This is a genomic window from Wolbachia endosymbiont (group B) of Melanargia galathea, assembly GCF_964030625.1.
Lineage (GTDB): Bacteria > Pseudomonadota > Alphaproteobacteria > Rickettsiales > Anaplasmataceae > Wolbachia.
The window spans coordinates 634,428-661,330 of the sequence record NZ_OZ034910.1; the positions used below are offsets into that span (position 1 = coordinate 634,428).

General features: G+C 33.9%; 25 protein-coding genes and 1 tRNA gene. 13 read left to right on the plus strand and 13 right to left on the minus strand.

The genetic code is table 11. The annotated features are described in order from the left end of the window. Positions 1-120: 120 nt before the first annotated feature. A complete protein-coding gene (locus tag AAHF52_RS02825) occupies positions 121-531 on the minus strand; it encodes a zinc-ribbon domain-containing protein (protein ID WP_007302100.1) in 411 nt (136 codons plus the stop codon). 38 nt (positions 532-569) lie between these two features. On the opposite strand from AAHF52_RS02825, the gene dapD reads away from it, so the two are divergent. Beyond that, positions 570-1,412, plus strand: coding sequence for a 2,3,4,5-tetrahydropyridine-2,6-dicarboxylate N-succinyltransferase (gene dapD, locus AAHF52_RS02830; RefSeq protein ID WP_007302101.1), 843 nt, complete (start codon positions 570-572; stop codon positions 1,410-1,412). Here dapD and AAHF52_RS02835 read toward each other — a convergent pair whose 3' ends face one another. Together AAHF52_RS02835 and AAHF52_RS02840 are read right to left on the minus strand one after the other, a co-directional pair. Then, positions 1,413-1,694 (minus strand): DUF2610 domain-containing protein, encoded by a 282-nt coding sequence (locus AAHF52_RS02835; protein ID WP_007302102.1) that lies wholly within the window; start codon positions 1,692-1,694, stop codon positions 1,413-1,415. Further along, a complete protein-coding gene (locus AAHF52_RS02840) occupies positions 1,695-2,087 on the minus strand; it encodes a hypothetical protein (protein WP_007302103.1) in 393 nt (130 codons plus the stop codon). An 82-nt stretch (positions 2,088-2,169) separates the two neighbouring features. On the opposite strand from AAHF52_RS02840, the gene AAHF52_RS02845 reads away from it, so the two are divergent. Beyond that, complete coding sequence (locus AAHF52_RS02845; RefSeq protein ID WP_026097238.1) at positions 2,170-3,198, plus strand: class I SAM-dependent methyltransferase; 1,029 nt, start codon at positions 2,170-2,172, stop codon at positions 3,196-3,198. Between the two features lie 914 nt (positions 3,199-4,112). Here the strand turns inward: AAHF52_RS02845 and AAHF52_RS02850 are convergent. The 4 genes from AAHF52_RS02850 to gpmI form a co-directional block, all read right to left on the minus strand. After that, complete coding sequence (locus tag AAHF52_RS02850) at positions 4,113-5,453, minus strand: ankyrin repeat domain-containing protein (RefSeq protein WP_010406927.1); 1,341 nt, start codon at positions 5,451-5,453, stop codon at positions 4,113-4,115. A gap of 242 nt (positions 5,454-5,695) precedes the next feature. Then, positions 5,696-7,486 carry an AAA family ATPase gene (locus tag AAHF52_RS02855; protein ID WP_214303213.1) on the minus strand — a complete coding sequence of 597 codons (1,791 nt, stop codon included), beginning with the start codon at positions 7,484-7,486 and terminating at the stop codon, positions 5,696-5,698. 267 nt (positions 7,487-7,753) lie between these two features. After that, entirely contained in the window at positions 7,754-8,710 is a 957-nt protein-coding gene (locus AAHF52_RS02860) for an IS5 family transposase (RefSeq protein WP_213863789.1), read from the minus strand. 229 nt (positions 8,711-8,939) lie between these two features. Continuing rightward, the gene (gpmI, locus tag AAHF52_RS02865) at positions 8,940-10,436 is read right to left on the minus strand and encodes a 2,3-bisphosphoglycerate-independent phosphoglycerate mutase (RefSeq protein ID WP_264376924.1); all 1,497 of its coding nucleotides are present in this window, start codon (positions 10,434-10,436) and stop codon (positions 8,940-8,942) included. Between the two features lie 195 nt (positions 10,437-10,631). Here gpmI and AAHF52_RS02870 point away from each other — a divergent pair, with 195 nt between their 5' ends. After that, entirely contained in the window at positions 10,632-11,369 is a 738-nt protein-coding gene (locus tag AAHF52_RS02870) for a hypothetical protein (protein ID WP_213864013.1), read from the plus strand. 87 nt (positions 11,370-11,456) lie between these two features. Here AAHF52_RS02870 and AAHF52_RS02875 read toward each other — a convergent pair. After that, positions 11,457-11,528: transfer RNA gene (locus AAHF52_RS02875), tRNA-Asn, on the minus strand. A gap of 203 nt (positions 11,529-11,731) precedes the next feature. Further along, positions 11,732-14,371: an alanine--tRNA ligase gene (gene alaS, locus AAHF52_RS02880; RefSeq protein WP_264376923.1), complete on the minus strand. Its 2,640-nt coding sequence runs from the start codon at positions 14,369-14,371 to the stop codon at positions 11,732-11,734. A gap of 218 nt (positions 14,372-14,589) precedes the next feature. Here alaS and AAHF52_RS02885 point away from each other — a divergent pair, with 218 nt between their 5' ends. The 6 genes from AAHF52_RS02885 to fmt all read left to right on the plus strand — a co-directional run bounded on the left by AAHF52_RS02885 (position 14,590) and on the right by fmt (position 18,851). Beyond that, positions 14,590-15,546 carry a hypothetical protein gene (locus AAHF52_RS02885; RefSeq protein WP_264376922.1) on the plus strand — a complete coding sequence of 319 codons (957 nt, stop codon included), beginning with the start codon at positions 14,590-14,592 and terminating at the stop codon, positions 15,544-15,546. Between the two features lie 289 nt (positions 15,547-15,835). Beyond that, complete coding sequence (locus AAHF52_RS02890) at positions 15,836-16,585, plus strand: hypothetical protein (RefSeq protein WP_007302083.1); 750 nt, start codon at positions 15,836-15,838, stop codon at positions 16,583-16,585. A gap of 211 nt (positions 16,586-16,796) precedes the next feature. Then, complete coding sequence (locus AAHF52_RS02895) at positions 16,797-17,240, plus strand: PAS domain-containing protein (protein WP_019236701.1); 444 nt, start codon at positions 16,797-16,799, stop codon at positions 17,238-17,240. Positions 17,241-17,338: 98 nt separating this feature from the next. Continuing rightward, positions 17,339-17,545 (plus strand): 50S ribosomal protein L35, encoded by a 207-nt coding sequence (gene rpmI, locus AAHF52_RS02900; RefSeq protein WP_006013548.1) that lies wholly within the window; start codon positions 17,339-17,341, stop codon positions 17,543-17,545. A 21-nt stretch (positions 17,546-17,566) separates the two neighbouring features. Continuing rightward, positions 17,567-17,932, plus strand: coding sequence for a 50S ribosomal protein L20 (gene rplT, locus AAHF52_RS02905; protein WP_007302081.1), 366 nt, complete (start codon positions 17,567-17,569; stop codon positions 17,930-17,932). A 19-nt stretch (positions 17,933-17,951) separates the two neighbouring features. After that, a complete protein-coding gene (gene fmt, locus AAHF52_RS02910; RefSeq protein ID WP_096097199.1) occupies positions 17,952-18,851 on the plus strand; it encodes a methionyl-tRNA formyltransferase in 900 nt (299 codons plus the stop codon). A 207-nt stretch (positions 18,852-19,058) separates the two neighbouring features. Here fmt and AAHF52_RS02915 read toward each other — a convergent pair whose 3' ends face one another. Beyond that, complete coding sequence (locus tag AAHF52_RS02915; RefSeq protein ID WP_213863789.1) at positions 19,059-20,015, minus strand: IS5 family transposase; 957 nt, start codon at positions 20,013-20,015, stop codon at positions 19,059-19,061. 314 nt (positions 20,016-20,329) lie between these two features. Between AAHF52_RS02915 and purH the strand changes: the two genes are divergently transcribed. The 4 genes from purH to AAHF52_RS02935 all read left to right on the plus strand — a co-directional run bounded on the left by purH (position 20,330) and on the right by AAHF52_RS02935 (position 23,212). Next, complete coding sequence (purH, locus tag AAHF52_RS02920) at positions 20,330-21,850, plus strand: bifunctional phosphoribosylaminoimidazolecarboxamide formyltransferase/IMP cyclohydrolase (protein WP_007301976.1); 1,521 nt, start codon at positions 20,330-20,332, stop codon at positions 21,848-21,850. 476 nt (positions 21,851-22,326) lie between these two features. Then, positions 22,327-22,584: a transposase gene (locus AAHF52_RS02925; protein ID WP_012481854.1), complete on the plus strand. Its 258-nt coding sequence runs from the start codon at positions 22,327-22,329 to the stop codon at positions 22,582-22,584. 181 nt (positions 22,585-22,765) lie between these two features. Next, a complete protein-coding gene (locus AAHF52_RS02930) occupies positions 22,766-22,906 on the plus strand; it encodes a hypothetical protein (protein WP_019078688.1) in 141 nt (46 codons plus the stop codon). Between the two features lie 75 nt (positions 22,907-22,981). Beyond that, positions 22,982-23,212, plus strand: a complete 231-nt coding sequence (locus tag AAHF52_RS02935; protein WP_019078687.1) for a hypothetical protein — start codon at positions 22,982-22,984, stop codon at positions 23,210-23,212. Positions 23,213-23,353: 141 nt separating this feature from the next. Here the strand turns inward: AAHF52_RS02935 and nth are convergent, their stop codons facing one another. The 3 genes from nth to icd form a co-directional block, all read right to left on the minus strand. After that, on the minus strand, positions 23,354-23,992 hold the full coding sequence (gene nth / locus AAHF52_RS02940; RefSeq protein WP_007301977.1) for an endonuclease III: 639 nt from the start codon (positions 23,990-23,992) through the stop codon (positions 23,354-23,356). Between the two features lie 21 nt (positions 23,993-24,013). Further along, positions 24,014-25,315, minus strand: coding sequence for a molecular chaperone DnaJ (locus tag AAHF52_RS02945; RefSeq protein WP_213864012.1), 1,302 nt, complete (start codon positions 25,313-25,315; stop codon positions 24,014-24,016). Positions 25,316-25,397: 82 nt separating this feature from the next. Next, the gene (gene icd, locus AAHF52_RS02950) at positions 25,398-26,816 is read right to left on the minus strand and encodes an isocitrate dehydrogenase (RefSeq protein WP_342068489.1); all 1,419 of its coding nucleotides are present in this window, start codon (positions 26,814-26,816) and stop codon (positions 25,398-25,400) included. Positions 26,817-26,903: the final 87 nt, after the last annotated feature.

Here is a 26,903-nt window from a genome sequence, read left to right on the forward strand (position 1 = left end):
ATCTATAGTAAACGATGTAATAACAACCATAGGGCGTCATGAAAGTAGCTGAAATTGGAATGACACTATCATAAAGGAATAAGTGTAGTTATTTGCATAACATTGATGACTTATGCCTATTTAATTAGATCTAAAATTAGATAGAAAAAGGTAATCTTGATAAAACTCATTTACAACAAGTTCTCTCGCACTTGAATTTTCCGTTTGCACTTTTTTGTATCCTAATTTATGGCTTATTGAATCTTTATATGAACTAACTGCTTTATATATCTTACTTACCTCTCCTGGAAAGATACCACCAACAATTATAACGCATAACCCTGCAACTGTTGCAAAAGCTAGAGTTAAACTTTGCCTCCAGTTAGCTTTTTTTTCTTGTATACCAGCAGGGCACAATTCACTTGACATTTCTTTTAGATACTCATGCCACATGTGATTGCAGTTTGTACATTTCACTTTTCTTCCAGATTCACCTATTTGCCCACGAGATACTAAGTAAGTTTTAGTACAATTATGACATTGTATTTTCATAGTGCTTACGTATAAAATAATATAAATTTGATATCAATATGTATATAATAAATGAAAAATTTGCAACTAAAAAATTACAAGATGAGATAGAAAATATTTGGAAAGATAAAGAAAAACTTAACGACTATAATCTAAAACACGAAGCAAGATTAATAATCAAAGAGGTAATTGAGTTACTTGACAGTGGTAAAATTAGAGTAGCAGAAAAGCTATCAAGTGGAGAATGGATAGTACATAAGTGGATAAAGCAGTCAATATTATTACATTTCCTCACTGAGGAAAGCAAAATAATAGACAACACCAATTGCTGGTTTGACAAAATCGGTAGTAAGTTTAGTGAATGGAATGAAGAAAAATTTTACCATTCAAAAATTAGAGCAGTTCCTGGATGTTTTGTCCGCCAATCTGCTTACATAGGTAAAAATGTTGTTCTAATGCCAAGCTTTATCAACGTTGGTGCATACATTGATTCTGGCACAATGATAGACACTTGGTCAACAGTTGGTAGTTGTGCACAAATAGGAAAAAACTGTCATATTTCCGGTGGAGTGGGAATAGGCGGAGTTCTCGAGCCTATTCAAGCTTCTCCAGTCATTATAGAGGATAATTGCTTTATTGGAGCGCGCAGTGAGGTAGCCGAAGGTGTTATAATAAGAGAAGGATCAGTCCTTAGTATGGGGGTGTTTATTGGAGCATCAACAAAAATCATTGATAGGGAAACGAACAAAGTATTTTACGGTGAAGTGCCACCTTATTCTGTAGTCGTGCCAGGATCTACTCGATCTAGAAATAATGTCTCAACCTATTGTGCAGTTATAGTAAAAAAAGTGGACGAGAAGACGAGATCAAAAACTTCTATAAATGAAATATTGAGAATCTAACTACTTACCGTCACTTTTTTTATCATTATTACTAACTATAGTAATGGCATATGCGCATAATTCTGGAAAAGAGATCCCGTTTTCTTGAGACAGCTTGTATAATTTTTGCAAACTTTCTTTAACTTTATTAGGAATGTTTCCTCCACGCTCCTTTGCAAGCCATGAATCTTGATGGTGAATTGGATGAGTATCACCCTTTGGATTTCCTATATATACTGCAAAAGGTGCATTCTGTCCTTTGAAATCACACTGTACAGTAAATTTTTTTATAGACTCAGCCATTTAAAGACCTCTACTTTTCTTTTTAACCGATTTTATAGAAGATACAAGAGGTGGTTTTTTGATAAAATCTTGCCTATTAAACACACTTTCTTTGCCTTCTAAAGCTCGACGAACATCGGCTCTGCTTAGCTGTGACTCTTTTGCTACCCTCATTCCATGCTTTACCATAATATTAGTATATGCTAACACTTTTTTTACTAACTCTAGATCACCATTCAACATTTGAACCAATGCTTGAAATACCTCCGCTAAAGTTAATCCATCAGCACTTACAACCTTATTTTCTACAAAATTGATAGCTTCTTTAAATTTATATTCAATACCATCATCTTGAGGTATAAGGGTAACATAATCCGTATCTTGATTGTCCATAACCAAAGGAATACTACTCATATGTTTTTAAACTTATATTATATATATAAATACTCCACTATTTTATAGTATAGCACGCTATAGTTAAATGTTTATTAATAATATGCTCACTTATATACACGAATTAATTGATAAAAGCCAAGGATCAATATCTATCAGTGATTTTATGAACGCTGCTCTATATCATAAAGAGTACGGCTATTACATGAATAAATTACCACTTGGCAAAGATGGTGACTTCATTACTGCACCTGAAATTAGTCAGCTATTTGGTGAAACAATTGCAGTGTGGATAATGAATACATGGGAAAAATTAGGAAAGCCATCAAAATTTTCTCTAGTTGAACTTGGACCAGGTAAAGGAACACTCATTCATGATGTAATAAGAGTCACCAAAAAATATAGCTGTTTTTTTAGCTCAATGGACATTCATCTAGTTGAGATAAGCCCTATTTTACAGAAAATACAAAAGGAAAAATTAAAGGGATTAGATATTAATTGGCACACAGATGTCGACAACTTACCAAATCAGCCAACTATTTTTTTTGCAAATGAGTTATTTGACGCCCTTCCAATTGACCAATTTATTTATCGTGATGGGCAGTGGTATGAAAATAGAGTAATAAAACAAGATGATGGCAGTCTTTCATTGTCACTCCAGTGCTTAACCAGACCAAAAACTGGATTCCAGACTGGAATGACAGGGGGTTTCAATGGTGCAGTAGTGGAAGTATGCCTAGCCGGAATCGAAATATTAAAGAAACTTGAGAATAAGATAGTCAATAACGGAGGAGCTGCCCTGATTATAGATTATGGTTATGTATATCCTGAATATAAGAGCACTTTGCAATCGATAAGGCAGCATCAGTATGCTAATTTTCTTGAAAATATTGGTAACAGTGATATTACTGCACTTGTAAACTTTCAAGCGTTAAAAGATTCATTAAAATACTTAAATTGTGAGATTTTAACTCAAAGAGAATTTTTATATTTGTTTGGTATAAAGGAAAGAGCGCAAGCTTTAATGGAAAATGCAAGTAATGAACAGAAGAATAAGATCTTCAGTGAATTTTTAAGGTTAACTGAAAATATGGGTACTCTCTTTAAGGTAATGCTGATTCACCATTTGTAGTCTTGTGTAGTTCTTATGTTAAACATACAAATACTAAAAAATTTACAGAATAAAAAAGGTAAAAAAAACGTATCTGTTCAGCAGAGTAGCAAAATAAGATAGACAGATAAGACTATCATAGGAACAAATAGGTGTCATGAAAGTAGCTGACACTGGCACGACAACAAAAAAGTTACTCAAATGACACCCTTTTGATGCACAATTTTTGGTGCATCACGTACTGATTTTCATCCAAGACGATGTCATGCAAGTAGCTGACACTGGCATCCAGCCTTTTCGCGCAAAAAACGTTGTAAAGTGTTTAGTTGGATCCCAGCTGGAATGACACTTGGTTATGCAAGAAATCTATTGTCAAAAAAAATTACTTCCGCATATTTTGAATCTGATTATAATGACAATTAGAGATATTTTAAGAGCTCAAAATCTATCTTTGTCTGCAGACTTTCAGTTAACTTTTCAATAAAAAACGTAGCGTATCTTTTTCAGCGGTCTGTCATATGTGCGCTGCATTTTTTTCTAATCTTTTTATACAGGAGGATTTTATGTCCAGAATTCCAGATACTTGACCTTTACTTTAGCTAATAACAGGCGCCTGTGATTTTTATAAAGAAAGTGTAGGAAAAACTGTTTCCAGGCATAAATTTGCCATGTATACCTAAAAAGTAATTATATTAGCATAATATTCATACTTATATGCCAATATTAATATTCTTTGAATGGAATACGAAATTAATGTTGAAAAAATATGTACCAAAAAATTTATGTGGGATCTATGCCGAAGCTCAAATTGCATGACACCATTTATTTTTATGGTTTTGTCTATTTTATTTTGCCACTCTGCTAAACGGATACATTTAATTCCATTTTTATCGAGCAGATAATTGTCATATATTAGCTTAGTTCTCCTGTTATACTTAAATATAAATCAGCATAGCCCTAATTTTTTTATATATTTTACTTCTTTCTCTATATTTAATAATAGGCTTGAAAATAAATGGTAAACCTATAATTGTTAAGCTTAGAGCTAGGATTGAAAGTACACAAAAGGCTTTGTGTTTACTATGTAGCTCTTTCAAGTAAAGCATCAAAAACCTACAAAATTTTTTGTAATTTTCTTCAATATTTTTTTTGCTATGAGCCTTGTCAATAAACATATCTATTGCAGTATAATCATTACTACAATTAATTGCCCCTTTTTCTATTAATAGCTGAGCTATATCAAAATAATCCTTTTGAATAGTAAGATGCAGAGGTGTAAAACCTTGTTGATCACAAATATTCATATTGGCTTTTACTGCTAACAACATTCTTACAATTTCTACATGGCCTTTTTTAGCTGCAAGTAGCAGAGGAGTTCTGTTGCATCTAGTGACGGCATTAACGTTTACCTTAAGCTCCAATAAGAACTTAACTGCTTTAGTATCACCATTATAGCTAGCTTTATGTAACCTGGTGTTACCGCTACAATCTTGGTCATCTGCTTCTATTCCCTTTGAAACAAGAAATGTTACCATTTGCCTATTATTATGCTTAATAGCGCAATCCAGTGCATCAAAACCATGTTTATTTTTTGTGCAAATAAACTCTTTTAACTTAGCTTTTGCTTGCTTTACAATAAGCTTTACCAGTTGCATTTTGTTGTTATATGCTGCTAGAAAAAGCGTAGTATTATTTTCTGCATCTTTTGCTTCTATGTTTGCACCTTTCTTTATCAGATATTCTATAATCTCTGCTCTACTTTCATAATGTGTAGTACATTGATAAATGGTCAAAAATAAAGGAGTACGAAAGTTGTTATCTTCACATTCAAGATTTGCTCCGCTATCAATTAAAATCTGGACGCTCTTTTTAGAACCGTATAATGAAGCTATGTGAAGAGGAGTATAGCCTTCCTCAGCATCTTTTTCATTAATTTTTGCGCCTTTTGTTATTAAAAAATCCATTAATTCTGTGTCATCTTGTAGTGTAGCAAGGTGAAGTGGAGTAAATCCATTTTTATCTCTAGAATTAATTGTCAATTGATTAACAAGAAGTTTAGCAATTTTTTTGTGTCCATGCATAATAGCATAATGCAGTGGATTTCTATTTTCATTGTCCACAACATTAAAGTCAGCTTCGTGCTCTAATAATGATTTTACTCCAACTAAATCGCCTTCTTTTGTAAACTTATGCAAGAGAGTGACTCCGCTTACATCTTTTGAGTTAATATCAAATCCACTTTCTACCAATTGATGTATGTCTTCCTCACACGCCATACCATTTTAATTAAACCCTTTTCGCATTAACAATACTCCCACTTAATTAAGTTTGAATGAATCTGTAAGAGAGATATAAACGTTAGGGAGATTTGCGATAAACGGTAAGAAAAAGGGCAGAAAGTCAAAATCTATCTAACACAACTAAATTTTACCTGCTTTTTTTGTACTCTATCTCTACTTTTGCATTTACATTTGCTGAATCACTTTCCTGCTTTACAATAAGGAGATCCATATGTTTTCTATGTAGCTAAGTAAGAAGAATCTTTGCTCGAACTTGTACATTTTGAAATATTTTTACAAAACTCTATAAAATCATTCACTGCCTCGTTCTCATTCTTAACCTCAACCTTTTTAGATTTAAGATCTTTAAGTACATTATTGAAATCATCCATGTTCACTGTCACTTTTAGCTCTTCATCTTCTGACTCTTCTTCGCAAATCTGATCTACAGCATGAAGTTTTGCTTCATTTACCAAATTTTCTAGATCAGCTCCTGAAAAACCATTAGTTTCTTCTGCAAGTTTTGCTAGATTTACATCTGGTGCCATTGGCACTTTTTCCGTATAAAGACCCAATATTTTTTCACGTAGGCTTTTATCTGGTAAAAGAATTTCAATATGTTTAGAGAGGCGACCTGATCTAATTACTGCTTCATCTAAACTTTCTAGACGATTAGTTGCAGCAATGATTGTCACGCCTTCTATAGGATTAAAACCATCAAGCTCGCATAAAAACTGATTTACAATTCGGTTGTGTTCTTCATCACTTCGTCCACTATTACTACGTTTTGTACAAACAGCATCTATTTCATCTATAAAGACTATGCAAGGAGCATTTTCTCTCGCTTTTGCAAAAAGATCTTTTATGTAATGCGCGCTGTGTCCAGCATATTTTTGCATACATTCAGATCCAGAAACGCTAATAAATTTAGCACTAGCTTCACATGCAATTGCACGAGCAATAAGAGTTTTACCATTTCCAGGTGGACCGTATAAAATATAGCCTGTTGGCATTTTGCAACTTAGCATTTCAAGAGCTTTCTTCTTCTTCTCTGATATATGACCACAAATCATTTTTAACTCTTTTCTTACTTCCTCTGAAACAATAACATCATCAAGTGTTACTTTTTTCTGCTTGTCTGGATCAACTATCTCTATTCTAGAAGAGCCTTTTATTGCACAAACAAGATCATTTAATTTTTTTGAGCGCGTTGCTTTATTAACCGATTTTTTTTCATCACTCACTTCTTCAATATTTATTATGTTTGAATCTTGCTCGTTTTTAATCTCATTTTTAGCATCCAATTCAGCCGCTTTGTACGTAATATATTTAGCTATAGATGCAAATGCATACAAAATACTTACACACAATAACACCTTTAATACAGGCACATCAGGTACAATTAAATTAACCGCAACAATTGATGTTGCCATAGCAGCACCTAACAACAACATTGAGCCAAAAACGATATAACCTTGAATTTTCGCTTTTTTCAGCTGCATTAAGTATCCAGAGCCATTAGGATGCTTGAATGCATAAATATTCACTGGAGTTTTACCATGAAAATTCTTTAACCAAGGATCTGCATTTTTTCTTATTAGAATTGATATTGTTTTTCTACTTCCATTATCTGCAGCATAATGCAAAGGGGTATTGCCCTCTTTATCCATTACATTAACACTTATTCCTTTATTTAAGAAAAATTCTACTACTTCAACATGACCATTTTCAGCAGCTAAATGTAAAGGAATCTTCTCGCGCTTACTATCTTTCTTATTAACATCAGCTCCTCCTGCTACCAGGACTTTTGCTACGTTTTCAAAGCCACCTCTAGCAGCTACGTGCAACAATGTAAGTTCTTGACTAAATAAATGATTTACATCAAATTTAACTTTCTTCCACTCTTCATGTAGATCTTGATTCTGTTTCTCTAGTTCTTCTTGTATTTCCTGAATTATATTATCTTCATTTAAATCTGTCTTATCGTTAATTATACTCAGTACTTCTGCTAGTAATTGATCACTTGTCATAATCTCATCTTTAATCTTAAATGATATATTTAATTATTATATAATTAAAATAAAAATTCAATATTTGTTTTAAACAAGTTAATAATTGGATTGTGAATAGCAAATTAGATCCAAGTAGCCCCATCTCACACTACTGTCATCCCAGTGCCCAGACACCAGCCTTTCTTACCAACAAAAACTTAGCATAACTTTTGTTCTCAAAAAATTTCTGGATTCCAGTGGGCTTTGTTGCACAGCTCTTCGGATAGTGGGTAATGTATAATAAATTCATGAAGCTATATCAAACTTAGCCATGCCTATTTCAGTAAATTTGTTAAGCAAATAACACTTGAGTAGCAGTTCCTTCTCACGATTAATCTCAGATTTATTCCTAAAACTAAATCCAAATATTTGCTTCAGTCGCGAGAAAAAACTTTCTATATAAGATCTCTTCCAATAATTTATCTCTTTTTTCCACCTCTTCATACCATCTTCATCATATGACTTTATGAGCTTGATTGTAGAATTTCTCTCATTCATATAATCCAACTTTGGATGCTCTACTGCATTATTTTGCGGAGGAATCCTTGTCTTTATGTCAAGCTCATCGCACAGTTTGTATAACTTCTTTCGATTATATGCCCTATCTGCATATATCGTGCTTATGTTATACTTGGTATCCACTCTTTCAATAAGATCACAGGCTCCATAGTGGTCGGAATAAACTCCACTACTGTATTTTGCAGCTATAACTTTTTTACTACCTATCTCTAGCATTACATGTAGCTTTCTTGTTTGCTCATAGCGGCGATACTTTCTATCTGTACCATTTGCCTTACTATGGCCTGGAATATTATTGTAGATGCTGATACCTGTACTATCTATAGCAATTTCAATATCTTCCATATCGTTCTTATCAACTCTGCAGTCGTTGATTTTGATATTAAGCTTTTTAAACCTTCTTGAAGCCTGCGAATAGCTGATAATTTGCAAAATTTTCCCTATTTGCTCAAGATATTTCTCTATAAATCCCACTGTTTGCCTAAGACCAATCCTGAATAGATAGGTTATTATGTGAATTAGAATCACTACTTTGTCGCTGTAGACATTGTTGCCACCTGCTACTTTTGGACTATTTTCGTACCAATTTTCAATGGCATCGTTGATATAATGAAAAACATTTCCCCTTTCTTGAAGAAATTTGTTATATTCATTGCAGTTACTGACTTTCATTCTTATTGGCATATTTTTCCTTTGTCGGCTAAATATCTATTTTATAACAAATTCCATCAGTAACTGCCTGTTCTTTCCTTGAGTGGTGCAACAAAGCCCGCTGGAATCCAGGAATCAAGAAGCCAGTGTCAAGCACTGAGATGACACCGAATGGGCTACCTAAACGACAAGGGGCTGTTTGAATAGCACCCTTCCGGTGTCTCAAACTACAACAGTTGTGAATAGAGAGTAATACGAAAAATTATACAATCAACGAACTACCTGTCATTTCATTTGGCTTTTTGAGTCCAAGTAGCTGTAAAATAGTAGGAGCAATATCAGATAATTTTCCATCTCTCAGTTTTAAATTTTCACAAGATATAATAAATGGAACTTTATTTAGAGTGTGCGCTGTGTGAGGTGTGTTATTTTCTTCATCGAACATACATTCCACATTACCATGGTCTGCTGTAACAATGAGTGCAGTATTACCCACTTCTTTGACAACGCTGAGTACTTTTGCAAGGCAATCATCTACAGCGAGCACAGCTTGCTCGGCTGCTTTTATATTACCTGTGTGTCCCACCATATCAGGGTTAGCGTAGTTTACAACTATCAGCGCAAATTCTTGAGAATGAATTTTTTTTACAAGCTCTTCTGTGAGCTCAAAGGCTGACATTTCAGGCTGCAGGTCATAAGTTTTAACTTTTGGTGAAGGAATGAGTATTCTTTCTTCACCAGAAAAAGGTTCTTCTCTTCCACAATTAAAAAAGAAAGTCACATGCGCGTATTTCTCAGTTTCAGCAATGCGCAGTTGCCGTAATTTATTGTCTTCTATTATCTGTCCCAAAGTGTTGGCAAAAGATTCAGGAGGAAAGAGATAAGGGATTTTTAAGTCCGCTTTATATTGCATCATACTTAAAATTGAAGAAAATTTTGCTACCTTAGCGTAATCTGTTTTGCCTAGCAAAATACTTGCCAATTGTATCATTCGATCAGCACGAAAGTTAGCCAATAGCAATCCATCTTCTGGTTTTATACCTTGATAATCTCCTATTATTGCGGGCCTGATAAATTCATCGGTTATATTATTTTGGTAATTTTCATCAATAAGCGATACTGCATCATCATAACGAGGCGCCTTTGCAAATGCGATGGCTTCATAAGCTTCAATTGTTCTTTCCCACCTATTATCACGGTCCATAGCATAATAACGCCCAGAGATAGTGGAGATTCTTATATCATTTTCCTTTATGCTTTCTGTAAATTCTTGAATGCATCTTTTCCCTGAATTTGGCAGTGTGTCTCTGCCATCTAAAAATGCGTGTATTACAACTTTAATTCCGCGCTGTGATATCTTGTTTGCTAAAGCTGAAATGTGCTTTTGATGCGAATGAACACCGCCATCTGATATCAATCCCATTATATGGCATATGCCATTCTTACTTTTTAGATCATTAATAAAATTCTGTAGATTTGCATTATTTTCTATCGTTTCGATTGCTTGATTAATACGCTGAAGGCTTTGCATTACCACTCTACCGCTACCAATATTCATGTGACCAACTTCTGAATTGCCTATTTGGCCTTCTGGTAATCCAACATCAGTTCCACAGGCAGATAAACTGCACTTTGGATAATTAGAGCTAATATGTTGCCAACAAGGTGGATTTGAATTGCTAATAGCATTGTATTTACTATTTTCTATTCCATTACCCCAGCCATCTAGTATACATAAAACGACTGATTTAAAGTTCATATAAAAGTTAACATCGAAACCCTCAATGGTACCAAAAACAAACTCTTCTCACAACTTTTGTGTTAAAATAAGAGATAGAAAAAGCTGCTTGGAGGCAATGGTATATGAAGTTTTTCATAAAATATTTTATTAAAGTGATTGACAGTTGCTGAAGTGTTTACTAAAACACTTGCATAGCTTTAATAGTGAGGTCAAATGAGTTATAGCCAATATGTAAAGGATAATACTTTAGCAACATCAGGTGCTATAATTAATGTTGATAGATTAGTAAACTTTTTAAAAAGCAATACAAACATTACAAGACTTATTTTACGATGTTCAAAAATTAATTATGAGGTTATAAAAGAATTAGCTCAGCTTTCTCATCTTACTTCACTTGATCTAAGTTGCAGTTATGTTGGTACAGAAGGTGCAAAGATTTTAGCAAGCGGGAATCTTATAAATCTTACTTCGCTTGATTTAGGAGGAAACGAAATTGGTGATGAAGGTGTAGAGGCTTTAGCCAGTGGAAATCTTACAAGTCTTACTGAGCTTAAATTATATGATAATAAAATTGGCGATAGGGGGGCAAAAGCTTTAGCAAGTGGAAACCTTCAAAAGCTTATTTTACTGAGTTTAGGATGGAATGAAATCAGTAATGAAGGTGCAGAGGCTTTAGCAGCAAGTGGAAACCTTAAAAATCTTATTACACTTAAAGTATATGATAACAGCATTAATTACAGAGATGTACAGACTTTGGCGAGTGGAAATTTGGTGCGTCTTACTTCGCTCATTTACAATTATTGCAGTATTGATGAAACATTGCCAAAAAATGTCCTTCCTCAATTAAAAAGGAAATGTAATAAAAGAAAAATAGGAGAGGAGCCAGATAGCAAGCTAAGTGAAGCGCAGACATCTTTGCATTTTGACAGTAAAGGCTTTAAAACTATATAACTTCACACGTTTTGTCTGTTTAAGAGACAAAAAAAAGGTAGTGAATTTTGGGCTAAAAGTGAAATGTACAGATTGTATAAAATAGTGCTCCCCGGGCCGGATTCGAACCAGCGACCAATTGGTTAACAGCCAACTGCTCTACCACTGAGCTACCGAGGAATAAACTGCTTTCAACTTATCACATTGAACGCCGATTGTAAACGATTTTTATGTAGACTTTAGACCTAGATATCATTCCAGTGCATGGAGCTGTAATCTAGTTCTTATTACCTGATATGCTCATTTGACAGTTAAGTCTTCTCTACCCCTATTTGCATAATACCTTCGTTTACGGTTAAAAGATATCGAGGTAGTAGGGTGTATTAGTTTTTGCAAGCTGTTATTTTGCTATGGATTGCTGTAATGGCATCATCTATTTTATTGTTATCACAGCCTGTTTGGGCAAGTTCGGCATTTCCACCGCAATCCCTTCTGGTTAAAGTAGATACTAGCTCTTTTGCATTGATCTTATTAGTTAAATCTTTACTTACTTTGACAATCAAAACTGTTTTATCCTTTTCTGTTACCATGAAGGCTATTACAGTTTTCGGTTTTTGTTGCTGTAGAGCAAATTCCCTTATGATACTTCCTGGAACGTCAGTAAAAGTGTGGATTACGAAATTTATTCCATTTATTTCAGTACTTTTTATATTTTCTACACTGATAATCTTTTTATAAAGATTTTTTATTTTGGTTTCAAATTCTTTGCGCTCTTGGCTTAAAATACTGAGTCGACTTATTATTTCATTTACTGGTGCTTTTACGCATTCTGCAACTTTTTTTAAGCTAATTTCGTTATTGCGTACATAATTAATTGCTTCTTGACCGGTTAAAGCTTCAATTCTTCTTACTCGAGATGCAACGGAACATTCTGCTGCTATCTTAAACAAACCAATTTCTCCGGTACGCTCCACGTGTGTACCACCACATAATTCTTTTGAATCTCCAATTTTTACAACCCTAACATTATCACCATATTTTTCACCAAATAAGGCCATCGCTCCTTCGTCTATTGCCTCATCCATACCTTGAACTTTTGTGGACGTAGAAAGATTTTCTCTGATTAGAGAGTTTACTATATCTTCTACTGAAGACAGCTGATCCTGAGTGACTGGCTTATTGTGACTAAAGTCAAATCTTAGTCTATTTGGTGCGACTAGAGAACCTTTTTGAGTAACGTGATCACCTAAGATTTTTCTGAGTGCAAAGTGTAGAAGATGTGTAGCTGAATGATTTCTTCTTAAGTCTTGTCTTCTTTTTTTGTTAATACTAGCTGTAACTGTATCACCTTTACGAACTGAACCAGACTCCACTATACATCTGTGTAAATATAGGTCATTAATCTTGTTGGTATTTTCCACTATGATTACGCCTAAATCTGGTGTCATTCCAGCGCGTGACGCTGGAATCTGGATCCCAGTATCAAGTACTGGGATGACAAGAAGGAACTTTCCAATATCTCCCACTTGTCCACCTGACTCTCCATAAAAAGGTGTTTTATCAAGTATAATAGTTATCTTTTCTCCTTCTTTTGCAGAATCAATTACTTCATTTTTAGAGGAAATTATTGCGAGTACTGTTGCATCCTTTACTTCATCACGTTCATAACCAACAAATTCCGTTTTGCCAAACTGATCGATTAAATTAAACCATACTTGTTCAACAGATTTTTCACCAGATCCAGTCCAATTAGCACGTGCTCTTTCTTTTTGCTCTTTCATTGCATTATCAAAACCTTTTTGGTCAAAATTTATTTTCCTTTCTTTCAAAATATCAAGTGTGATATCCAAAGGAAATCCATAAGTGTCATATAGTTTGAATGCTGATTCTCCAGATAGAGTGTCACCTGATTTTAAATCTGCAGTGAATTTGTCCAAGAGATTAATGCCTTTCATTAAAGTGTCTTTAAAGTTTTCTTCCTCTGATTTTAACGTTGTTTCTATTAAGCTTTTAACTCTGATTAGCTCTGGATAAGCATCTCCCATATAAGCCAAACTTGTGCCATCTATGAGTGCAGGAAAAACAAGGTTCAATAGAGAATCATTATATCCAAGTAGGTGGATATAACGTGCTGCTCTCCTGATCAATCTGCGTAGTACATAATTTCTTCCTTCATTTCCAGGAAGCACTCCTTCTGCGATGAGAAATGCAGCTGCACGAAGGTGATCTGCGATAATCTTATGAGCTACTTTATTTTCCGTATTTCCACAGTACTCTTGCGATTTACTTACCAGAGCAGAAAATAGGTCAATATCATAGTTATCATGAACGTTCTGCATAACAGCTGCTATTCTTTCAAGGCCCATTCCGGTATCGATGCATTTTTTTGGTAATTTTTGTAAATTACCTTCTTCATCTTTATTAAATTCCATGAACACCAGGTTCCAAATTTCAACAATTCTGTCGTCTTCATGTAAAGCGGAATTTCCATGATCGTAAAAGATTTCAGAACATGGGCCACATGGACCAGTATTGCCCATGCTCCAAAAGTTATCATCTGTTGTAATTCTTATGATTTTATCATCTGAAAAGCCACTTATCTTACGCCAAATTTCATATGCTTCATCATCAGTGTGGTAAACAGTTATGGATAGTCTGTTTTTATCAAGAGACAATTCTTCAGTAATAAATTTCCACGCAAATTCTATCGCAGTTTCTTTAAAGTAATCACCAAAGCTAAAATTTCCGAGCATTTCAAAAAATGTGTGATGCCGAGATGTATAGCCAACATTTTCAAGATCATTGTGTTTACCACCTGCTCTGAGACACTTTTGACTTGAGACGGCACGTTTCATTTCAGTTTTTTGCGTGCCGGTAAAGATGTTTTTGAACTGTACCATACCAGCATTTGTAAACATGAGTGTTGGATCATGCTCTGGAATCAAAGGAGAAGAAGGAACTTGCTCGTGATTATTATTTACAAAAAATTTTATAAATCTTTCTCTAATTTCGTTTAGCTTCATCGTTTTTACTGAGGTTATCTATGCATAATAAGTTGTAACAGAAGTAAAATCAATTTATCAATCTAAATATTAATATATACATTACTTAGTATAATAAAAGTAACTTTTACATAAAAATTTTAATAAAAAGATATAGGTTTAAATATTTTATCCACTAACATAGAGAAGTATTTGTTAATTCAAATAATATTTTTGTTAATTAATTTAAGGAGTGTGAAATGCCAAAAAAATTCCAAAACACTAAGAATAGCATGCGAAAGAGAGAAACAACAAATAAGCAGGAGATGGATGGTCCAACAATTAGAATTGTATCTGACTTGGAAAGTATAAAACAAAACAGAAGAGTAGAATTTTTAATTAAAGGAGAGAATTTAACAGTAAAAGACCTCTCTATATCTTCTAGAGCAGCTGAGATAGGCTTGGTTACAGGAATAGTAAATTCAATAGACATTCCTCAAGCAATTCGTGAATCGACAATAGATGGAATTATTTTAGGTCTTAAGAGTGGAGAAATAGAAAAAAGTAAAGAATATAATTATAGAGAATTTAAGAAAATATATCTAAAAAACCTTGTAGATGAATTGGGTAAGGATAGTTCAAAAAAGCTAAAAGAAAGAACTGATGAAAATAGCCAATTGAGAGAATCTACTACTGAAGAAATTGATTATCAGATGCAGGAAGATGTAACTATCGAATCAGCTTCTTTAACAAAACAAGAATTCGATTTTGCATCAAGCAAAGTAACTACTAAAGAGATTAATGACGTAATAAATGAAATAGAAGAATCAAATGCTAGTTATGGAATTACTCTTGAAGATATAAGTAGTGTTTCCCGTTTTGATAGTAATTCACAAGAAGTGTTAGATCATTCTATATTTAATAGCACAGATGTGGAAGGGCCTAAATTACCCGAAATAAATGGAGGACAGTATATAGGAATAGCAGGGATTGCTGGTGGTATATTTGGTGGAGTGCTAGCAGTAGCTTTTGCAGGATTAGGATACTTTGTATGGCATAGAAAAAATAGGGAAGGTAGCTACGATGTTGAAAAAGCGATGAAAAACCTTCCTGAACAAGCTCAACTTGAGCATTCCGGATCTACATCAGAAATAGAATCTTTGCTCAGCAATGCTACATCGGTAGCACATCTATCTTCTCAGATTAGTGTCGAGTAAGATTCCAGAGTTTGATGGCACAACAGTGCCATCAACTTAGCTCTTACAGCACTTATATGCTCTGGAACCAAAGGAGAAGAAATTTTCCTGTCTTACAAAAAATTTTATAACTCTTTCTCTAATTTTATATCGTTTTTACTAAGGTATAATAAATTGCAATGAGAAATTCAGATATTAATATATGTATTATTTAGTATAATAAAAATATAAAAATCTTAGTGAAAAGATGTGGACTTAAATAATTTATCTTTTATACATAAGGAAATATTGGTCAGCTTGGGGGTCATATATGTCAAGAAGATTTAAAAATACTGTAGGAAAAAAAAGATCAATCAATAAGGAAAAAAGGAATAGATGGATTAGTATTGAATCAGAATTGCGAGATGTAGAACAAAACAGAACAATATATTTTCTATTGGGAGGAGGTGATTTAAAACTTAAGTATGTATGTATGCTTGACGATACATCTTATCGTATTCTTGTTGCTGAAGGAGAAATAGTGCATGCAGAAAATCCAAAAGTGATGATTGATGATATTGTTTCTGATCTCAAGAGTGGAAAAATACGAAGTTATAAAAGATATAATGCCAAAGAGTTTTATGAAAAGTATCTCAAAGAGTTTTTGAGTAATGAGAACTTGCAAAAGCTGGAAGCTGGTGATATTGAAAATACAACAGCAGAACTACCAAACTTAAAACAAGTAATGGAAGAAATGAAAAAATCAAACGCTAGCAATGGAATTACAATGCGAAATATAGAAAGTGTTCAAAATACGACGAATATTTTGGGTAATCCTATGATTCATGATACAAACTTGAGAGAGTTTAAATTATTGGAAACACCTTCAAACGAGAAAAATAATATAGTGTTCACAGTAGGTATGTTAGCAGTAACAGTAGCTTTGGTAGCAGCTGTACCATTTAAATGTTGGTTTTATAATAGAAAAAATAAAAGCCATAGTAGTGCTAAGGAAGAAACTCCATCTAGTTATTTATTAAGTGCAATAACTTTAGAAAGTGGAACTAATTCTATTCGTTAGCCAAAATATTGCAAAAATAGAATTTTTTTATTATTTTTTTACAGTTTCCTCATTTAATAATTTTTATGCTCTAATTATTATACTTAATTTATCATTACCTGTTGTGTAAACAGGATGAGAATTTTCAATAATCTACATCCTTTAGTAAGAAAAAATCAATACATTCACGATAAATTTACCTCATATCTGTGTTTTATATGTGGAATTTCGAATGGAAAATTATGCAGGCAAAGAAAGAAGAATAGTGAATATAGTTACTCAACATTGGAGTGATATAAAAGGATCAGATAGAGAATGGCCAGAAAGACATGAAATAGACACTGCAGAAATCATGGAGTCATGGCAGCATTGTTTTATCATTGAAGTTAAAGATCGAGGTTATATTTGTGAAAATGCAGGAGAAAAAGCTATTGAATTCTATGGTTTTGAAAAAAAGATGTACATCGATGATAAGTATGCAATTGATGCACCATTTTTGCGGTTATATAAAATAGATGCAGTTATTGATAAACTTGAGACTGTAATAGAGAGTAAATGCTCAATTAACGAAGAGGAAGAAAGTGAAAGTGTTAAAATAAGGCAAGTATTGCTACCAATTGGGAATGAAGAAGGTATAACACATATACTGGGTGTGATTACATTCAAGCTGCTTTAAAATACAATTTTAATTTGATTCTTTAATAAAATTATCTATACTCATACTTAATTACTAATAAAGAACTAAATAGTGGTGTTTGTAAATTTGTTTAGAATATGACGAAAATAAAATTAAAAACAAAATCTTCTGTCAAAAAGCGCTTTCACCTTACAGCTAAGGGTAAAGTCATCTCTACTCAGTCAGGTAAGAGACATGGCATGGTAAAAAGAAGTAAATCTAATATTCGTAATCAACGCGGTACAACGATTCTCAATAAATCTGACTCGCGTATAGTTAAACTTTATATGCCTTATGGTATTTAATAAAATGGAGGTAAGATAAAAATGGCTCGGATAAAGCGTGGAACCGCTACTCATGCTCGTCATAAAAAGGTATTAAAATTAGCAAAGGGTTATAGAGGACGGGCAAAGAATTGTTATAGAATTGCATTACAAAGGGTTGAAAAAGCACTACAGTATGCTTATAGAGACAGAAGAAATCGCAAGCGTGATTTTCGTGGTTTGTGGATAATACGTATTAATGCAGCGGCAAGAGAACATGGACTTACTTATGGTAGGTTTATGCATGGTCTTAAACTTGTTGGAGTTGATTTGAATAGAAAAATTCTTGCTGAGATGGCTGTTAATCATAAGGATGATTTTGCTAAATTAATAGAAACTGTAAGTAGTAAGTTAGCAGAAAATTCCTAAAGCAAACACACCTGAAAACATGAGAATTATTTTCATGGGGTCACCGGGGTTTGCTGTTGGTGCGTTAAACTTACTATTGAAATTACAGAGTGAAGTAGTAGCAGTATATACCAAAGCTCCAAAGCCTTCTGGACGTAGGCAGAGGTTAACAAAATCGCCAGTACACATCGTTGCTGAAAAAAGTGACATAGAGGTATGTACTCCTGCCTCTTTAAAATCTTCGATAGAGCAAGAAAAGTTTGGAAATTTTAAGCCAGACGTTGCAGTTGTTGCTGCGTATGGATTGATACTTCCAAAAGAAATTTTAAATATTCCCAAATATGGTTGTATTAATATTCATCCATCATTGCTACCTAGGTGGCGCGGTGCAGCTCCGATACAGCACACAATTTTAGCCGGAGATCAAGAAACCGGAGTTAGCATTATGCAGCTAGATGAAGGATTAGATTCTGGCCCTATTTTAAAACAGAAAAAATTTCTTATTGAAAAAAGCGATAATTATAAGACGTTGTATGATAAATTGTCTGAATTAGGTAGTGATTTACTGCTGAAAGTACTAAACGAAATTGAAAAGCAAGTTCCCTTAAAACAGAGCGATAACGATGCGTGCTATGCTGACAAAGTAAAAGACTATAAAATTTACGCAAGTGACACCTGTGAAATTGCTTATAGAAAGGTTAAAGCATTTTATCCAAAAGCATTCATTAAGGTAGAGAATAAACGTATCAAGATACTTGATGCTGAATTTGAAGCCTTCACTTCAGGACAAGGTGAGATCATTAATGATAATATGCATATAAGTTTAAAAGGTGGTACTTTAATTCCTAAAGTTGTACAAATGGAAGGAAGAAATCCTTGCGATATTAAAGATTTTGTTCGTGGCTTAAAATCAAGTTTAACAAAAAAATTTATAGAATAGACTACTTTGAAAGGAGAGTGAGGAGAGCTAAAGCAACTTCTACAATTTGGTATTCCGCTGCTTGTTAGCGGAATCTACAACAAGATACCGCGTTTTGGTGTACGAACATTGCAATTTGCAGGTAATTTGAGTAGTAGATGGTCAGTGCTTGACACTGGAATGGCTTTGTTGCACAGCTCTTCGGATAGTGGGTAATGTATAATAAATTCATGAAGCTATATCAAACTTAGCCATGCCTATTTCAGTAAATTTGTTAAGCAAATAACACTTGAGTAGCAGTTCCTTCTCACGATTAATCTCAGATTTATTCCTAAAACTAAATCCAAATATTTGCTTCAGTCGCGAGAAAAAACTTTCTATATAAGATCTCTTCCAATAATTTATCTCTTTTTTCCACCTCTTCATACCATCTTCATCATATGACTTTATGAGCTTGATTGTAGAATTTCTCTCATTCATATAATCCAACTTTGGATGCTCTACTGCATTATTTTGCGGAGGAATCCTTGTCTTTATGTCAAGCTCATCGCACAGTTTGTATAACTTCTTTCGATTATATGCCCTATCTGCATATATCGTGCTTATGTTATACTTGGTATCCACTCTTTCAATAAGATCACAGGCTCCATAGTGGTCGGAATAAACTCCACTACTGTATTTTGCAGCTATAACTTTTTTACTACCTATCTCTAGCATTACATGTAGCTTTCTTGTTTGCTCATAGCGGCGATACTTTCTATCTGTACCATTTGCCTTACTATGGCCTGGAATATTATTGTAGATGCTGATACCTGTACTATCTATAGCAATTTCAATATCTTCCATATCGTTCTTATCAACTCTGCAGTCGTTGATTTTGATATTAAGCTTTTTAAACCTTCTTGAAGCCTGCGAATAGCTGATAATTTGCAAAATTTTCCCTATTTGCTCAAGATATTTCTCTATAAATCCCACTGTTTGCCTAAGACCAATCCTGAATAGATAGGTTATTATGTGAATTAGAATCACTACTTTGTCGCTGTAGACATTGTTGCCACCTGCTACTTTTGGACTATTTTCGTACCAATTTTCAATGGCATCGTTGATATAATGAAAAACATTTCCCCTTTCTTGAAGAAATTTGTTATATTCATTGCAGTTACTGACTTTCATTCTTATTGGCATATTTTTCCTTTGTCGGCTAAATATCTATTTTATAACAAATTCCATCAGTAACTGCCTGTTCTTTCCTTGAGTGGTGCAACAAAGCCCACTGGAATCCAGTTTCTATTACCTGGTGTGCTCATTTAAAGTGAAGTTTTCTGGATCCCAGTGTCTGGGGACTGGGATGACATCTTTCTTGATCTCTTGTATCACAATGTTCGTACAGCTATGTGCTTGTTAGCGGAATCTACAACGAGATACCGCAGTGGTATGACGTAGTAGCTATATATAGACAAATTTTCTTTTCTTAGATATAATCTTAAGAAACCTTCCATATGAAAATTAAAAGAGCTTTAATATCAGTATACGATAAGACAAATATAATTGAACTTGCATCGTTTTTGATGCAGCAACAAATAGAAATTCTCTCAACAGGGAATACTTATAAAGTGCTATCAGGTGCGGGAATAAAAACGCAAGAAGTTTCAGATTACACACAATTTCCAGAAATACTAGATGGCAGAGTGAAAACTTTACATCCTAAAATTCATGGAGGAATACTCTGTGATCGAAAAAGGCACGAAAAGGAAATGCAGAATCTAGAAATTAAGCCGATAGATCTGCTTATAACTAACTTATATCCATTTTGGAAAACGGTTAATAGCAACTCAAGTGAGAAGCAAATCATAGAACAAATAGATATAGGTGGAGTAGCATTAATTAGAGCTACAGCAAAAAACTTTCATTTCACTTCAGTGATTTCTAGCATTCAAGATTACGAAACACTGAAAGCTGAGATGATCAAAAATAACAATCAGACAACATTAGAATATAGAAAACATCTAGCAACTAAAGCATTTGCTCTGACTGCACAGTATGATTCTAATATTTACAATTGGTTTTTATCACAGGGTAAAAGCAATGAGTTACCAGAGTTTTTTACTTTATATGGATGTAAAGCACAAGGACTCAGATATGGTGAAAATCCTCATCAAAAAGCTGCATTTTATAGCAATCAATTTAGCAAGTATCCACTGGAGAAAATACATGGAAAAGAGTTGAGCTATAATAATATAGTCGACATAGAGTCTGCACTTAACATAATTTCTGAGTTTCAAGAACCTGCAGCAGTGATAATAAAGCACAATAATCCATGTGGCGCTGCTGTTAGTGATAGTGCTTTAAAAGCATATGAAAAAGCTCTATCATGTGATGAAATAAGCAGTTTTGGTGGAATAGTTGCTTTCAATCGGGAGATAGATTTAAAGCTAGCAGAGAAATTAAACGAGATATTTTTGGAAGTGATGATAGCACCATCGGTAAACAATGAGGCACTAAAAATTTTACAAAAAAAGAAAAATTTAAGAGTGATTATTCATCAATCTCTTCAGCAAAATGCAAAATATCAAATCAAAAATGTTGTTGGCGGGTTCTTAGTGCAAGAAAATAATAACCATACAGTAAAAGTAGAAGAAATAAACCGAGTGACAGAATGCACTACAACAAAAAAAGAGAAGGAAGATCTTATTTTTGCTTGGAAAATATGTAAACATGTAAAATCCAATGCAATAGTGATAGCAAAAGACGGTTGTGCTATTGGCATCGGTGCAGGACAAACAAGCAGAATAGATAGTGTGAATATTGCAGTAAAAAAAGCAGGTGAAAAATGTAAAGGCGCAGCGCTTGCTTCAGATGCATTTTTTCCATTTCCAGATAGTATAGTAGAAAGTGCAAAGCATGGAATTACAGCTATAATTCAGCCAGGTGGCTCATTGAAAGATCAAGACGTGATAGCAGCTGCAAATGAGAATAAAATTGCCATGTTTTTCACTGATGTTCGTAACTTTCTCCATTAAGCTTTGTATCCTGTCAAAATTATACCCACACAGGGCTTTGTTGCATAGCAGCTTATAGGTATGAAAATTGTAGTAAATTTATGTAGTTACTTTAAACTCAACTATACCTATCTGTAATTGTAAGCTGTACTCTTGAGCTCCTGATGCGATTTATAGCAAATCCTAAAATGCCTTGCTGTTTTTCCTTATAGACATTCAGCTTACCTTGTACATTAGCCTATCTGGATGACATTTTACTTTTTCTAGAATATAATAATTCCCTAGAAATTACCCTACTCAATTCTATTGTACCTTGTTTAACATTGAAACATGAGTCTGGAATCTAGAAATTTTTTAAGAACAAAAGTTATTCTAAGTTTTTGTTGGTAAGAAAGACTGGATTCCAGTGGGCTTTGTTGCATAGCTCAGATAAAAAGAACTGGAAGTTACTGACGAAATTCACTATAAAACAGGCATTTAACCTACGAAAGAAAAATATGTCACAAAAAATGAGAGTCAGTAACTGCCATGGATATAACAGATTTCTGCAAGAAAGAGGAAATATTTTTCATTTTATTAATGAGGCAATAGAAAATTGGTACGAAAATAGCCCCAAAATGCGAGGTGGAAATTATATTTATAGTAATAAAGTTGTGATTTTAGTGCATATAGTCGCTAGTCTCTTTAGAATTGGCTTAAGACAAACGGTAGGGTTTATAAAAGGATATTTGCAGCAAGTAGTTAGCAGTCATTAGCTATTCGCAGGCTTCAAGAAGGTTTCAATATTAAGATCAATGATTGCAGAGTTGATAAAAACAATATGGAAGATATTGAAATTGCCATAGACAGTACAAGTATCAGATAATACACCTGGTCACAGTAAGGAAAATAGCGAAGTATCGCAGTTATAAACAGGTAAGAAAGCTACACGTAATATTGAGTATAAATAGTAAAAAAGCTATAGCTGCACAATATAGCAATGGTGCCTACTCCGACCATTATGGTGCTTGCGACTTGCTCAGCTTTCAGCATGCTATAAAAGCATTATATGCAGACAGAGCCTATCAAGCTTTATAAATTGTGCAAAAAATATGATATAAAGACAAAATTTTACCGAAAAATCGTGCAGCGGAGCATACAAAATTGGATTATATGGCTGAAAGGAATGCTGCCATTAGATTATGTGGTAAAGACGGTGTGAAAGAGTGGAAGAAGGAAGCAGTTTATGGAAAAAGGTCATATATTGAAGGATTTTTTTCAAGATTAAAGCAAATATTTGGGTTTAGTTTTAGAAATAGATCTGAAGTAAATCGAGAAAAAGAGTTGCTAATAAAATGTTACTTACTCAATAAATTTACTGATATTGGCATGGCTAAGTTTTAGGTAGTTTCATGAATTTTTTATGCTTTACCCACTATCCGATAAGCGATGCAACAAAGCCATCCCAGTGTAAGCTACTCGGTTGACACCATCATAGAGATCAGCTACTTGGATGATAAAAGTAAGAAATATCGAAGTGTTGTGCTAGACTTTATACCTCTTGCATTCAAACTCACATAAATCATGAATTGTGCACGCTTCACACAAAGGTTTTTGTGCCTTGCAAATGTATCTACCGTGTAAAACTAGCCAATGATGAGCATAAAGTAGGTATTTTTTTGGCACTACATTCAAAAGAGACTGCTCTGTTTTAAGTACATCTTTTTCTTTCACAAGCCCAACTCTATTGCTCACTCTAAAAACGTGAGTATCAACTGCCAATGTTGGAATACCAAGCCCTGAATTTAAGAACACATTAGCGCTCTTTCTCCCAACCCCTGGTAAAGATACCAAATCATCGAAATTAGTAGGCACTTTGCTATTGTACCTCTCAATCAATATTTTGCTGAGCCCGATTATATTTTTTGCTTTGGAATTATATAAACCAATACTGCTTATGCATTTTCTCAGCTCACTTTGCCCAAGATTCAACATCTTTTCTGGCGTATCAGCGATACTAAATAGCTCCTTTGTAATTTTATTAACACTTATATCGGTCGTCCGCGCTGACAGAACTATTGCAACTAATAACGTAAAATGATTGGTATAATTTAGCTCTATTTTTGGCGCAGGATTTGACTGTTGAAATTTTTCAAATATTAATTCTACTTTTTTTGAGTCCATGCATAGAGCTAAAAGCTTATACTATACTGTTTGCTGTGCAAATTCAATTGCTTGAGGATTAGATAGTCCTTCAGTATTAACATCAGACATATCAGTTTTTACCTCATCAAAATTCCTCTCAGCAAATTTGCTTGCCACTTCTGCAAAACACTTTCTAACAAGAGGCATAATTATCGGCATTAATAGCCTTCGTGGATCATACCGTCCTAACAGATCAGTCTCCTTTTGCACTCTATCTCTTGGATCCTCTTCTAGTAAATCTTTTGTGTGCTTGTCAGCATATATTTCACAGCCTTTTGAGAAAACAGGAGCTAACATTTCAATTAATACTGCCAATAACAATAGTGGACCAAGTACAGCTCCACCAACAGTTAATCCATTAGCAATGAAATTTATTGTAACTAAATAAACAGAAAAAGCAGCTAAAGGATAGTTGATAAGAAGCTTACTACTTAGCTCGATATAGCTCATTTTACTCATGAATTCATCAGTAGAAATTTCTGAATTTTTATACTTTTCCATATAATAATTCACTAATAAACCAGAGGCTCTACTAATAGCGATGTTAAATGCTATGATCCACCATGAAAAATAGCAACCTATAGTAACTGTAGTTAACAGGCCTAAGGGTAGAACACTAAGAGTCCGAATAAATAGTAAGGCATTTTTACGTTCTATAAATCTTAACGCTAATTCTTTTTTATCCTCATCTACTAGGTTCTTTTTTTCCTTTAGAGGAGAAATATAATTGAATAATTGTATGCTTGGCTTTGCTATATATTGATATAACTCTTGCATTAACTTTGCACTTTGTACACTCCTCTGAAAATTATCTAAATTTGGATTTAGCAAAATCCTCTCTATTTGAGCCTGAAGTTCATTATAGCTTTTTAGGTCTTCTCCAAACGAACAATCATTTCTTTTTAGTATAGCAATCAACCCATCAAAATCTTTACCTACAGCTTCTTCCTCACTGATTTTTAGCTCGTTAAACAACTTTCTCCTATAGTGAAACTCTCTTGCCGTTAAACGTCCATTACTTTCAGCATCAACGCTGACTTTAACACAAGGATTTCCTGACTCCAAAGGTTTAATGTACTTTTTTAGCTCTTGATAAGCTTTATAAATCTGATCAAATCTATTTTTGTTTCCACCTTTGTCAGGATGGTTTACAAGTATCAATTTATTATATTGTTTTTTCAGAAACTTGCTAAGAGCTTGATAATCTTTACCTACAATTTGTTCAGCTTTTATCTCTAGTACGTTAAACAGACCATTACTATCATAAAACTCCTGACCAGTTAACTTAAAATGTTGACTCATTACTACACCTCACATAAATACACGATGCTATTAGTATAATATATTTAATGTTTCACACAAGCATAAAAATATCAAGCAACCACTAAGAGAAGAAACCCTCTTTCCCATCATACAAATACAACTTATCCATTCTCACCACATCAAAATTGTGTTCCTCAAATTTGATTAGCAAGTTATTCACATCACTATTTGTAATTTCATTATTTGCAATAAACCTGCAGATTATTTGGTCACTTGAAGACTTTGAGCCTCCTGGCCAAATTGCAAGTCCTTTTGAGTATATTGCTATCATTTTCAGATTACTCGATTCAAATAACCTAACTATTTGATCAAAATTGTTGGATTTGTCCCAAGCAAGCGTTATATCACTACCCACTAGCTTTTTAACTTTGTAATCTTGTTCGTAATTGTCTTGTACTTTATTTATTTTACTATCCGAATCACTGCTAATTATAAGCTCAGATAACGTTGTGGGTTTTTTCCCTAGATTATCTATAACAGCTTTTGCAAATTCTTTTGTTCCAACCTTTTGTTTACTCTTTTTCTCCTTATATAAATCAGCGGTATGTACTCCATCTTCCAAAGTCTTGAGCCATGCATCGTAGATTAGTTTTGCAGTACTCACTTGACCAATATAGACCAACATATGTACTGCGGCATTTAAAAGACCAGAAGGATTAGCTATATTTTTTCCTGCAATATCAGGAGCAGAGCCGTGAACCGCTTCAAACATTGCATATTCATTACCTATATTGCTACTTCCTGCAAGCCCTACAGAACCTGAGGTTTGTGCTACTATGTCTGATAATATGTCGCCATATAGATTTTCAGTTACTATAACATCGAAATTCTCGGGTTCTGTGGCAACACGTGCCATTCCAATATCAACTATATAATGTTCCGCCTTTATATCCGAATATTCTTTTGCAATACGATCAAACGCTGCATGAAAAGCGCCGTCAGTCATTTTCATTATGTTGTCTTTAGTCAGGCAAGTTACTTTCTTTCTGTTATGTTTTTTCGCATATTCAAAAGCATACCTGCATATTTTTTCTGAGCCAGATCTAGTAATAATTTTAGTGCATTGGTACGAGTCACCAGTGAGCCTATGCTCTATTCCGGTGTAAACGTCCTCTTCATTTTCGCGTATTACAACAACATCAAATTTATCGAATTTATTTTCTATAACAGGGTGATACGAAATGCATGGTCTAATGTTTGCATACAGCCCTAAGTTCTTTCTGAGTGCAACGTTTAAGCTTTTGTGCCCTTTACCTTGAGGGGTTGTTGTTGGAGATTTGAGTAATATCTTTGTCCTTTCGATAGATTCCCAACCACTCGGAGAAATTCCATGAGACCATTCTTTACTATAAACACACTCTCCTATTTCAATAATATCTACTGAAATCTTTGCTTTCGCTTCACGCAATATCGATAGCACCGCTTCCATAATTTCTGGTCCGATACCATCACCATACGCAACTGTGACTGATGTTGACATAACTTCCTTAACTGTAAATGATTTAATGTTAATTCAAATAATATAGTGGCACAAGCAGCTAGTACTGTACAAGTTGACATATTTACA

Excerpts from the sequence above, each read along its gene's own strand:
- AAHF52_RS02890 (WP_007302083.1), top strand. The coding sequence starts at position 15,836 with ATGTCAAGAAGATTTAAAAATACTGTAGGAAAAAAAAGATCAATCAAT.
- dapD (WP_007302101.1), top strand. The coding sequence starts at position 570 with ATGTATATAATAAATGAAAAATTTGCAACTAAAAAATTACAAGATGAG.
- AAHF52_RS02925 (WP_012481854.1), top strand. The coding sequence starts at position 22,327 with ATGTCACAAAAAATGAGAGTCAGTAACTGCCATGGATATAACAGATTT.
- rplT (WP_007302081.1), top strand. The coding sequence starts at position 17,567 with ATGGCTCGGATAAAGCGTGGAACCGCTACTCATGCTCGTCATAAAAAG.
- purH (WP_007301976.1), top strand. The coding sequence starts at position 20,330 with ATGAAAATTAAAAGAGCTTTAATATCAGTATACGATAAGACAAATATA.
- AAHF52_RS02935 (WP_019078687.1), top strand. The coding sequence starts at position 22,982 with ATGGCTGAAAGGAATGCTGCCATTAGATTATGTGGTAAAGACGGTGTG.
- rpmI (WP_006013548.1), top strand. The coding sequence starts at position 17,339 with ATGACGAAAATAAAATTAAAAACAAAATCTTCTGTCAAAAAGCGCTTT.
- AAHF52_RS02825 (WP_007302100.1), bottom strand. The coding sequence starts at position 531 with ATGAAAATACAATGTCATAATTGTACTAAAACTTACTTAGTATCTCGT.
- AAHF52_RS02855 (WP_214303213.1), bottom strand. The coding sequence starts at position 7,486 with ATGACAAGTGATCAATTACTAGCAGAAGTACTGAGTATAATTAACGAT.
- fmt (WP_096097199.1), top strand. The coding sequence starts at position 17,952 with ATGAGAATTATTTTCATGGGGTCACCGGGGTTTGCTGTTGGTGCGTTA.
- AAHF52_RS02850 (WP_010406927.1), bottom strand. The coding sequence starts at position 5,453 with ATGGCGTGTGAGGAAGACATACATCAATTGGTAGAAAGTGGATTTGAT.
- AAHF52_RS02835 (WP_007302102.1), bottom strand. The coding sequence starts at position 1,694 with ATGGCTGAGTCTATAAAAAAATTTACTGTACAGTGTGATTTCAAAGGA.
- AAHF52_RS02895 (WP_019236701.1), top strand. The coding sequence starts at position 16,797 with ATGGAAAATTATGCAGGCAAAGAAAGAAGAATAGTGAATATAGTTACT.
- icd (WP_342068489.1), bottom strand. The coding sequence starts at position 26,816 with ATGTCAACATCAGTCACAGTTGCGTATGGTGATGGTATCGGACCAGAA.
- AAHF52_RS02915 (WP_213863789.1), bottom strand. The coding sequence starts at position 20,015 with ATGCCAATAAGAATGAAAGTCAGTAACTGCAATGAATATAACAAATTT.
- AAHF52_RS02870 (WP_213864013.1), top strand. The coding sequence starts at position 10,632 with ATGAGTTATAGCCAATATGTAAAGGATAATACTTTAGCAACATCAGGT.
- gpmI (WP_264376924.1), bottom strand. The coding sequence starts at position 10,436 with ATGAACTTTAAATCAGTCGTTTTATGTATACTAGATGGCTGGGGTAAT.
- AAHF52_RS02845 (WP_026097238.1), top strand. The coding sequence starts at position 2,170 with ATGCTCACTTATATACACGAATTAATTGATAAAAGCCAAGGATCAATA.
- nth (WP_007301977.1), bottom strand. The coding sequence starts at position 23,992 with ATGGACTCAAAAAAAGTAGAATTAATATTTGAAAAATTTCAACAGTCA.
- alaS (WP_264376923.1), bottom strand. The coding sequence starts at position 14,371 with ATGAAGCTAAACGAAATTAGAGAAAGATTTATAAAATTTTTTGTAAAT.
- AAHF52_RS02860 (WP_213863789.1), bottom strand. The coding sequence starts at position 8,710 with ATGCCAATAAGAATGAAAGTCAGTAACTGCAATGAATATAACAAATTT.
- AAHF52_RS02945 (WP_213864012.1), bottom strand. The coding sequence starts at position 25,315 with ATGAGTCAACATTTTAAGTTAACTGGTCAGGAGTTTTATGATAGTAAT.
- AAHF52_RS02840 (WP_007302103.1), bottom strand. The coding sequence starts at position 2,087 with ATGAGTAGTATTCCTTTGGTTATGGACAATCAAGATACGGATTATGTT.
- AAHF52_RS02885 (WP_264376922.1), top strand. The coding sequence starts at position 14,590 with ATGCCAAAAAAATTCCAAAACACTAAGAATAGCATGCGAAAGAGAGAA.